The sequence below is a fragment of the Anaerotaenia torta genome, from assembly GCF_050433395.1.
In the GTDB taxonomy this organism is placed as follows: domain Bacteria; phylum Bacillota; class Clostridia; order Lachnospirales; family Lachnospiraceae; genus Mobilitalea; species Mobilitalea torta.
In genome coordinates this window covers 1-9,829 of the sequence record NZ_JBNPXH010000022.1, presented here as the reverse complement: position 1 = coordinate 9,829, position 9,829 = coordinate 1, and the positions used below count along the sequence as shown (strand labels likewise).

General features: G+C 34.7%; 12 protein-coding genes and 1 pseudogene. 5 read left to right on the top strand and 8 right to left on the bottom strand.

Features of this window, described 5'->3' with window-relative positions; translation table 11 throughout:
- Window positions 1-117: 117 nt before the first annotated feature.
- Both HNQ56_RS23725 and HNQ56_RS23720 read right to left on the bottom strand, forming a co-directional pair.
- Window positions 118-393 carry a hypothetical protein gene (locus tag HNQ56_RS23725; RefSeq protein ID WP_429150997.1) on the bottom strand — a complete coding sequence of 92 codons (276 nt, stop codon included), beginning with the start codon at window positions 391-393 and terminating at the stop codon, window positions 118-120.
- A 436-nt stretch (window positions 394-829) separates the two neighbouring features.
- Window positions 830-1,225 carry a hypothetical protein gene (locus tag HNQ56_RS23720; RefSeq protein ID WP_429150995.1) on the bottom strand — a complete coding sequence of 132 codons (396 nt, stop codon included), beginning with the start codon at window positions 1,223-1,225 and terminating at the stop codon, window positions 830-832.
- 29 nt (window positions 1,226-1,254) lie between these two features.
- Here HNQ56_RS23720 and HNQ56_RS23715 point away from each other — a divergent pair, with 29 nt between their 5' ends.
- The 5 genes from HNQ56_RS23715 to HNQ56_RS23695 all read left to right on the top strand — a co-directional run bounded on the left by HNQ56_RS23715 (window position 1,255) and on the right by HNQ56_RS23695 (window position 5,147).
- The gene (locus tag HNQ56_RS23715) at window positions 1,255-1,887 is read left to right on the top strand and encodes a GerAB/ArcD/ProY family transporter (protein ID WP_429151000.1); all 633 of its coding nucleotides are present in this window, start codon (window positions 1,255-1,257) and stop codon (window positions 1,885-1,887) included.
- Between the two features lie 712 nt (window positions 1,888-2,599).
- Window positions 2,600-3,160 (top strand): tyrosine-type recombinase/integrase, encoded by a 561-nt coding sequence (locus HNQ56_RS23710; protein ID WP_429150993.1) that lies wholly within the window; start codon window positions 2,600-2,602, stop codon window positions 3,158-3,160.
- Between the two features lie 191 nt (window positions 3,161-3,351).
- On the top strand, window positions 3,352-3,513 hold the full coding sequence (locus HNQ56_RS23705) for a Spo0E family sporulation regulatory protein-aspartic acid phosphatase (RefSeq protein WP_429150991.1): 162 nt from the start codon (window positions 3,352-3,354) through the stop codon (window positions 3,511-3,513).
- Between the two features lie 35 nt (window positions 3,514-3,548).
- Window positions 3,549-4,409, top strand: coding sequence for an HD-GYP domain-containing protein (locus HNQ56_RS23700; protein WP_429150989.1), 861 nt, complete (start codon window positions 3,549-3,551; stop codon window positions 4,407-4,409).
- Between the two features lie 504 nt (window positions 4,410-4,913).
- Window positions 4,914-5,147, top strand: coding sequence for a hypothetical protein (locus HNQ56_RS23695; RefSeq protein WP_429150987.1), 234 nt, complete (start codon window positions 4,914-4,916; stop codon window positions 5,145-5,147).
- 293 nt (window positions 5,148-5,440) lie between these two features.
- Here the strand turns inward: HNQ56_RS23695 and HNQ56_RS23690 are convergent, their stop codons facing one another.
- The 6 genes and pseudogenes from HNQ56_RS23690 to HNQ56_RS23665 form a co-directional block, all read right to left on the bottom strand.
- A complete protein-coding gene (locus HNQ56_RS23690) occupies window positions 5,441-6,067 on the bottom strand; it encodes a group II intron maturase-specific domain-containing protein (RefSeq protein ID WP_429150985.1) in 627 nt (208 codons plus the stop codon).
- Window positions 6,051-6,632, bottom strand: a pseudogene (locus tag HNQ56_RS23685) (terminase large subunit domain-containing protein); the annotation flags it as partial. The pseudogene HNQ56_RS23685 and the gene HNQ56_RS23690, both read right to left, overlap by 17 nt.
- A gap of 72 nt (window positions 6,633-6,704) precedes the next feature.
- Window positions 6,705-6,860 (bottom strand): DUF5049 domain-containing protein, encoded by a 156-nt coding sequence (locus tag HNQ56_RS23680; RefSeq protein ID WP_429150999.1) that lies wholly within the window; start codon window positions 6,858-6,860, stop codon window positions 6,705-6,707.
- A gap of 497 nt (window positions 6,861-7,357) precedes the next feature.
- A complete protein-coding gene (locus tag HNQ56_RS23675; protein WP_429150984.1) occupies window positions 7,358-8,371 on the bottom strand; it encodes a hypothetical protein in 1,014 nt (337 codons plus the stop codon).
- Window positions 8,372-8,380: 9 nt separating this feature from the next.
- The gene (locus HNQ56_RS23670) at window positions 8,381-9,097 is read right to left on the bottom strand and encodes a hypothetical protein (RefSeq protein ID WP_429150982.1); all 717 of its coding nucleotides are present in this window, start codon (window positions 9,095-9,097) and stop codon (window positions 8,381-8,383) included.
- Between the two features lie 8 nt (window positions 9,098-9,105).
- Complete coding sequence (locus HNQ56_RS23665) at window positions 9,106-9,642, bottom strand: hypothetical protein (protein WP_429150980.1); 537 nt, start codon at window positions 9,640-9,642, stop codon at window positions 9,106-9,108.
- Window positions 9,643-9,829: the final 187 nt, after the last annotated feature.

Below are 9,829 nucleotides of genomic sequence, written 5' to 3'. Positions count from 1 at the left end.
CAAATCGAAAATGATGTAAACGAAAGGGCAGTTACTGGCAAGCAAAAGCTGCTTTTTCGTTTACACCATCATCGATTCTAACCTAAAGAATTTGTATTAACGTTCTACTCATAAGATTTATTTAGATGCATATACACTTTCATTTCCATCAGAATCAATTCTTATTAGCCGTACACCTATGAAATCTGGATTATCTCTATAATCGTTAAACATGTCCCACGCATTATCGAAACCTGATACATCTCTTGAACCAGAACCATAATGCTCGATTTTGCCACCATTTCTGAACATTTCTCTTACTGATGTTGTTTGATCATCCCATTCAACTCTATATCCATAAGAGTCTTCCTCTGGAGTTGCTGATGATTCTAAAAATCTCATTCCTCTTCCCATTTACATTTCTCCTCCTTAATTGTCTCATTTTTCTAACACCTTCCGAGTACGATAAATTCCTGTTTGCTTATTTGTTCTATATTTATCATTCTATTGCCCAGCCATAAGAAATTCAAGCATGGGCTCTGAAATACCGAATGTCATCTATAAAACGCCCCAAAAAACAGGGTCAAAAATCGCAGTTTTTTGCCCCAATTTTTGCCCATTTTTTGCTCCAAAACCACTACATATAGTGGTTAACCCGCCTCATTTGCCCTTAGAACCACTATTCGTCATCATTATTACGCACTCAACGTGGCTGGAGTTACCCAAACTAATGTCTTAAGTCAAAATTTGATACCATACGTGCAAGGAAACAGGTCAACCGTTTTTCAGCGTTTTCAAGGTATGTGGGAATATATCAACGATTTTATGGTTCAAGGGAACATGTCTACTACTATTTTTTCAAGGTTGAAATTTTAGTGTTTTTAACATTCATACCCAAGATTGCAGCTCCCAATACAAGCGCGTTTCCTATGATAGGAACTCCGTACTTAATTATTCCGCTGAGAAAATCCCTGTTTTCAGTATCCTTTGCCAAAATACGATCTGCAACAGTTATCATCTGTTCTGTTATTTGTACTCTTTCTTCGGCAGTAATTGTGTCCTTTTTTAAGAGCTCACCAAGGTCATCGAGTATTTTCTTATAGTCATCAATCGCTTCCTTCTGGCTTTCGCAATTCTCCTTCATTGCGTTATTGCATATGGTATTTAACTGTGCAAGCATGTTATTTGCTGATTCAGTGTAAGCAGGAAACTGATCAATAATTTTAATTACAACATCTTTATCCATATCGCTAGCAAAAAGGATTATTATCGGTAATAAAGGCAGGTTTTCCCCTTCTCATAACCTTCCCTTTTGGAGAAACAGTTACATTTTCAATGTTTTATCCTTCTGTAAATGAACGGGGGAAAGTGAGAAAGGCTGCTTTTTTAGCAATCATTTTTACCGGAATACTTCTTTCAATAAATGCTGCCATGTTTATATCAGTGTTGGGGACTTGTTTTGCGACAAACTCCCTGTTTCCCCTTTTAGATACTCTTCGCATGATAAAAGTTGGTTTCTTAGAACGCATGGATATACTCATAGTGATAATTATGACAATAGGCGGTTTTTTTAAGATAAGCCTGTATATGTATGCATCAATGCTGGGTACTGCCCATGTTATAAGGTTAAAAGATCCAAAATACTTAGCTGTTCCTTTTGGTATAGGCATTATAATTCTTTCGGTTTTGATTGCTAAAAATTATCCGGAAAATATAGAAATAGGCCTTAAATGGGTACCTGTATATATTCACATATCGTTACAAATAATAATCCCTATTTTGGCACTGGTAGTGCACTATATAAAAAGGATTGTCCAAAAAAAGCACAGGTCGATGAGTTTATATAAAAACAAAAGGCTCTGTTTATATAATGTGTGTGGCTATAGTAAAAACCAATACTGCAATTGAAAAGAAAGATGAAATGTTTTGAACTATCTCTCTTCTGTGCGGATTGTTATGGTAGCTTATTGACATGGTTGAATATAGATATTTTAATTAAATTTAAGTCCATTTTACAAATAGAAATATAAATGTGCACCAAGTTGTTTTATTTAGTGGTATTTTGTACAGAAGAATCTTAATCGTTTGGCCTATTGCTACATAACTATACCATCGTTGAGATATCTGCTTAATAGCACAACATAGCAATTTCAGTTATTTTAAAGCCCCTCTTACACAGAGCAGTGTAAGAAGGGGTTTCGTTTTATTATCTTTATTGCCGCTCAACAAACCAGCGTCCGATATTATTTCCGGTAATTGAGGCGTTTCTCTTGAAAAACAAATATTGTTTGCAGCCTTTGAGAGTATCACCTGTTTTTACCCACTTTAGAGTAAACAACTAAAAAAAATATTGTAAAGAGCCGCTAAAACACAAATCTAGTGCTCTGCGACTCTTCTTATCCTTTAAATTCATGGGAAACAAAGGTAATTTTTGGGTAAACTAAACCATGAAATGAAACATTGTTGAAATTTTGTTGCATTTTAAATATTAAAGAAACCCAGATATACAAATGATTTAGGCTAATAATTTTGAAATCATCACAATTTTTATTTGTATACTAGTTTATCTTTTTTGTATAATATAATATGTAAAAGATACATTAGGAGGACAATGATAATTATGACTGTTGAACCGATAAGAGAAAAAGCCAAGATTAAGCAGCTTTATCAATACTTGAATGGAAGTGATCCTAAATATGCGTTAATTTTTAAATTTGGTATTAATACAGGCTTGAGAATCAGCGATATCATATCTATTAAGGTGAATGATATTTTTAATGAAAAGTTGCAATTTAAAGACTATCTCATCATAAACGAAAAGAAAACAGCAAAAGAAAAGAAAATTAAATTAAATGAAACCTTGCGCAAGTGTCTTCATAATTATGTTAAAACTCAGAATCTTGCCTTAGAGGACTACCTTTTTCAAAGCCAAAAAGGCGGTTATTTAGGAAGAATCCAGATTTACAGGGTGCTGAAGGAAGCTGCAACTGTAATAGGAATTGAAAACTTTGGCACTCACAGTTTAAGGAAAACATGGGGCTATTGGACTTATAAAATATCTAAATACAATATAGGGCTTATTATGGATACCTTTAATCATAGTTCAGCCAGTGTCACACTACGCTATATTGGTATCAATCAAGATCAAAAGGATGAGCTGTATTCTATTGTTCAACTATAAAAGTTGTTTTTCATGTGGATTTATTGAATTAGTCATAATAACATAATAGTGGACATAATAACTGATATGTTGACATTCCAGTAGTGATAATATAAAATGATACTAAATAAAAAATGCAACAAAATTTCAAAAATGTTGTATTTCGATAAGATTAAGGAGTATGATACAAATACATAAATTGGAGTTTTTAAATGAGTGATATTAAAAAACTGATTGTGGAAATAGAGGTATTGAGAAAAGTATTGGTAGATTGTTTTGAAAGTGAATACTCAGATAAAGACATTATAGTAATAAGTCAAAGGTTAGATGTGCTTATTGTTGAATATATGAAAAAGAAATCAGGACTCCCCTGAAAGCCAATATTTATCTAGTGAAAGGAGCAAGTAAGATGGCTGAATATTTTATGAAAAAGGGTTCCGAATATCATACTGCTCAAGATATCTATGACAATAGAGGGATACTGTTATTAAGCAAAGGTCAAAAAATAACAGCTGAAGTTAAAAATAGGCTGGAGAGGCTTGGAAAAATTGATCTGGAAATGTCAGGCGATGTGTATGATAAGCAAAAAGCTGTTCTTGCTCCGAATGACAGGCAAAGCGCTGTTTTCACTCCGGTTACCAAGGAATTCGTAAAAAGAATGAATATCCGTAACAGTCGCATTCTAGAGAAACCTAATGAGATATTAATCAATATAATATTTGAGTCTAAGACTAAGCCTTGGTGGATTTATGTCAACGCTTTGAGTAATTACATAGATTGGCTATATACACATTCAATTGATGTTGCCACGATTTCCTTGATGATGGCTGTGGAACTGGGATACAGCGATGAAGAGCTTATTAATATGGGAATAGGTGCATTTCTGCATGATATAGGCAAGCTGTTGATACCAAAATCCATTATACAAAAACCTGGAAGCTTGACCGACATGGAAATGTCTTTAGTCAAACAGCATTGCGAATTGGGTATGAGCTCTCTTGGGGGATTTAATCTTCCGAAGGAATGTACTGATATAGTTATGCAACATCATGAGCGACTCGACGGAAGTGGGTACCCAAAAGGGCTAAAGGGAGGCGAAATAAGCCGCAATGTCAGAATCGTAATGATTGCTGATGCTGTTGATGCAATCACATCCGGTCGGCCTTATAAGCTTGCTCATGAAATGAATGAGGCAATAACGATACTAAGAAGTGATGAAGGAAAATATCATCAAGAGTTTATTACTTTGTTGGAAAAAATACTGGAATAATGCTGACTGTATTATTTGATTACCATATCCATTATAAAACAAACCATAAGATTGGATTTCGTGTTGCGGAGCTGATACAAATAACGATTATTTGACATTCATCAAATATGTAAAAATTCTTAAGGCGGTTCGATTGTATGGGTACATATGATTGTGGTCCCTCTTGCTTTATTGGATCAGTATAAATTTGACCATATTTGTTTGATTCAGGATATTTCCGAAACAAAAAGAAATTGAACAAACTTTGGTGGAGGTCGAGCGTGAATCCGTTCTTCACTCCCGTCTTCCGGGTTTGGCTTACAGATGCAATTATGTTCAAGAATAGATGAGGTAATTTGTTTCTGCTGGTAGTTTGGAATTAACTGGTTATATTCCAAAAGGACTTTTATACGAACCCTATAGACCTGGAGCAGCGTGAGGGTCGTATCAATCGATACAAGTACCTTGCGGTGCGTCAGAATATTGCACACAAATACAGTAATGAAAAAACATGGGATGCTATGTTTGAAAATTGAAAAAACCGCACAAACAGAAAAGGGTGATCTTCCGGATCTTGCTCCGTACTGGTGTTTGTCGGATAAATGTGCCCAAGTAGCCTTTATTTCGTTGTATTTTACACAGAAAAATCTAAAAGCATCAGTCATGCAAAAGCCCCTCTTACAGAGCAGTAAGAAGGTCTTTCGTGTTATTATTTTTATCGTCGCTCAACAAACCAGCGTCCGATATTATTTCCGGTAATTGAGGCGATTCTTTCAAAAAACAAATAATTTGCCGTCCTTTAACGCTGATCGTGTAGCGATCGCTCTGCCCTCCGGCTTTCATTGCAGCCGAAGGCCGGATATCAATAACTTGGTCAATGATATATGTGCAGCCGTCCTCCCGAGTCACCTCTAGAGGTAATAATAAACCGTCCTTATCAAAGACGGTCACAACAGGTACATAGACTGGTAAATAGAGTAGAGAAATAATAGCTAAGTATTATCTCCCTCTCATTGAACCGTACGTACGGGTCTCGTATACGGCTCTACAACTTATATTCCAACTTTTCTTAGATAATAATTTAGAGGATTGAGCAAGCCAGCTCCGTCCTTTATTTTATTTTCAAGTAATTCTGGACTAATTATAAAATTTACAGCATTCATTCCACTTTTCTTGTACCATCCTAGCCTTGAGTTTGCAACCTTATAGATATCTTCATGCTTGAACCCATTATTATATTTTCTATTGAGATAGCATAAGTTTCTATAGATCGTTTTTGGCTTTTTCCATTGTTTCATGACTATAACCCTTATTTTGTGTCTAAGCCATGCTCCAAAGTCCTCCATGAATTGCTTCATCATTCCTATTCTGAAGTAATTTATCCAACCTCTTGTAATTTCATTTACTCTCTTAATCGTGACTGCTAGAGGTCTTGCAATACACCCGCGATTGTTCCATTTAATTCTGCGGAAGATGTCGCCACAGTATGCGCAGAAAACAATTCCAGATAAAGCGTAACGGCCACTATAGATTCGTTTGCGCTTTGTGGTGCCTTTAGTAAGATTTGCGCGTCTTGCGATTTCCTCCTGTACCTTTAGGAAGATATCTTTTGGAATAATAGCTTCATGGCTGTCCTCTACATAATACTTAGGAACCTGACCCTTGGGTATGAAGTTCATCAAACACCACACCATGGGTGTTAAAGCCGTGCTTGTTGCCTACGTCAGCTGAAAGCACCTGATAAATACTGCCTGTCGGTTGATAGATGAGCCGCTTCATTGAGTCCAGGATTTTCACTCGCTTGGACAGAGCTGGGCACATACGTACCATATCCGCTGCTACGTTAAAAACGATGGATGCCTGGTTACGGTCAGCAGCACAGCCGTAAACCTCGGCGCGTTCCTCGTTATCTCCGCAAGTGAGCAACAGGGCAACAGCCGCCGCAAGCTCACTTTTTCCCATCTTCTTAGGTATTTCTACATAAGCTGTGTTAAACTGCCGATAGCCGTTCGGCTTCAGAGTTCCGAATACATCACGAATTATCCTCTCCTGCCAATCGATTAGTTCAAAAGGCTTTCCAGCCCACGTACCTTTGGTATGTGAGAGGGCTTCGACAAAAGCAACTGCATAATCGGCGGATGACTTATCGTAGATTGAATCAGCCGACTTAAACCGGGTTGGTGTGTATTTCTTGAGTTTTCGTATATCCGCCGCCTCCTTCCGAGCATAAAAATAGACCTGCATTAAGCAAGCCTTCTAAATCTATCTGTACGAGAAACAGAGCCATTTTCGGCACTGTTCCCTGTGTTTAGTTATTTATTTCTCTTCGCCTGTCAGAATGAAACGGGCATATGCACCAGTTTTATCAGCAAGATAAACAAGTAGCTCAGTGTATCCCTCACGCTTAGCGATTTCCTGTACCTTCGGCACATCAAACATGTTCGTTTCCCCTGTGGCGCGAATGGCGAGTATCTGTTGCTATAATAAACTCATACACTTATTAGGTCTCTTGACCTTCCAAAGCTCATTTCTGGGCAAGTTTCCCACCTTATAATATTAATAATCAAGGAGAACAAATGATTAGCAAAACCGAATTAAAAACTATTGATACCCGGTATTTTAATATACTGCAGTTGGGATGCTTTGCCGTCTATTTGCAGTCAAAAAACACAAAACACTTCTGGGGTATTCATGTTGTGGAATATCCAACCTTTAGAAATTTCAAAGTATACCATAAGCATAACAGCCATGATCAATATCATAGGCATAGAGACGCTCGAAACCTAAAAGTAGCCATCGAGCAGATTAAAGATCATGATGCCTTTCAATTAAACGGAAGGAAACCAGTAAAGCTATAGATTGATAGTCTAACGACTCTCCCTTAGGTCCAGAAGTCAAAGCTACCTACAATGCTTCCAATTATTTTTTGCGCAAAAAAAAGCACCTTCCTCGAAGAAGATGCTTTCGCATTAATAATTATTTTCTTCATCACAATCTTCATCAGCATCTTCATCTCGCTTTAAACTTTCTAATTCCAACTCGACCCTGCGCTTTATTTCAGCACCCATTGAGCTAATAAAATCTATTTTTAATTGCTTTGACCAAGTTTTATCTTGAACAGAATTTTCATAGGCTATTATCATCTGTGGGATGATTATATTAATTGTATACATTCCTATTACATTTATTCTCTGCTGAACCTGCTCTTGGCTTGAATATATATTAAAATAACTACCCAAACAATAAGAGTCATCAATTTTCAAACTATTATTAAGATTAATTTCTACAACTACTACCTGACCATCTTTTTGAAACTCTGGTTTAACCGCTTTTAATTCTTCAGAACTAAAAATAACAGCAAGAGTTCCCAACACTGCTAATATCCTCTGTCCTTCTGCTCTTATTGAATTATTCCCGTCTAAAGTTTTTCCAAAATACCCCCACAATCCAGTTGGGGTAATATCCACCATTCTATGTAATTGTTCTCCGGGATAATCTCTCAATGCTTTTAATATCCAATAGAACATATCCTCCGACACATTTAACGACTGCTCAATAATATTAAATACATCTTTATCTTCAAAAGCATATTTAGCAATCTTATTTACTGTTGTCTTCGCCGCAAAAGCCATTAAAAACAGTTCATTACCATTTTCATAAATTATCATGTTTGACTGATATACAGTTACTCTATCCCTATGTTCTTTTAGTTCGCCATCAGTATTATACCAATTATCTTTTCTTTTTTTTCTTTCCATATAAATATTAAATGAAATATATCTATATGAATTTTTATTAAAAGCGAGTGTATGTATATCTGTTACCGTACCTAGTTCTTGCGTGTTTTTTTGTAATTCAATCAGAGGACCATCATTATTCCATTCAGGTACAATTTCTCTTCCAGGAACACTTAGTAGTCTCGAAGCTATTTCATCTAAGGTCTTATCCGTAGTAATCTTCCATAAAGTTATCGTACTATTCATAATCTCCCCCTATTTAATATCCCTTGCTCTTATTACATGCTTATCTAAATCAATATCAGATAACAAGTAGGTTATAAAGTATGCTATGGACTTCCTTATACAGCCTGTCCCATCAGCACATATTAATGATGTAATGATTGCATAATCATTAACGTATGTTGACTTTGCTGATAATGATAATGATAAATAGATATCTTTTCTAACCTCATTCCTATCAAGACATCTACACAAATTAAGTTTGATTAAGTATTGTTCATCTGTATCATTAATGGATCCTGTGTTAAAATCTTCTGCATTTTTTATTGCATAATTAATTTTTTCAGGCACATGAATAAATATGTACGTTCCACCAAGTTTTAAGCATAATTTCTTTAGCCATAAAAATTTATAGTTTACCCTTATACATATCTCTACATTTTTTGTTTTTGGCTTTTTAACTGGTAAAAAAAGTTCTTTTGTTCTCTCATTATTTTTAATACTTACAAAAACACTTACTATATTTACAAGTTTTAGAAAAATAAGATTTATTAGCATATTCAATAATGCTGTATCGATAGCAATTTGTGTTGATACCAACTTTAACTTATCTAAAACCGCGGTGTTTAAAGTGTTCGAAAATAATGGTACCAAAACATCTGAAGTTATGCTATGTCCTGAAAAATAAATAAATAAAATTATAATAGATGTAGAAAATATATTAAGAAAACCTACTATTTTTTTCTTCATGTTTTCTCCTAGATACATTCGCTTAGTAATTTAAGTACATCAGCTGCATTATCATTTTGGTCAACGTAAATGTGCCCCATTTTTTCAATTTTTACAAAATTATGCAATCCGCTAAATTCAATTCTAAAATCAATAGAGTTAATATCTATATCTTCTTCTTGCGATAACCATTTCAGCTCACTGATAAGTTCATTTAATTCTTCTCCTGATTTATTTCCAACTAATAATTTACGCGTCATAATATCAATTGATTGTTGAAAATCTCCTATATCATCTTCGTTTTCCAATAAAACTCTTTGTATTGTAATATTGTTCTTACATAAATAATCTATAGCTTTATAATAAAAACTATTAGAGAATATATTTGTAGACAGTTCATTGTCGATTTTCTCTATAATTTTCTTTGATTTTCCTTCAAAAGAATATGAAACCAAAATAAACTTATCACTTTTATACCATCTGTTTTTTTCAAGAAGATTATTAACCATGCTAATATGATATTGATCATTATTCTTAAATAATCTATACACTTTATATTGCGACATAGTTCATTACCTCCTTTAAATACCATTTAATTAATATATTATACTCTCTTTAATCGTATAGTACAACAATTTTACTACAATTTCACAATTTTTGAAAATTGAAAAGTTTAATTCCACTCCTCTTTTATCCTGTGGAGTTTACTTTCGCACAAGTAGCATTTACTCCTTCATACGTTAGTGATATGAT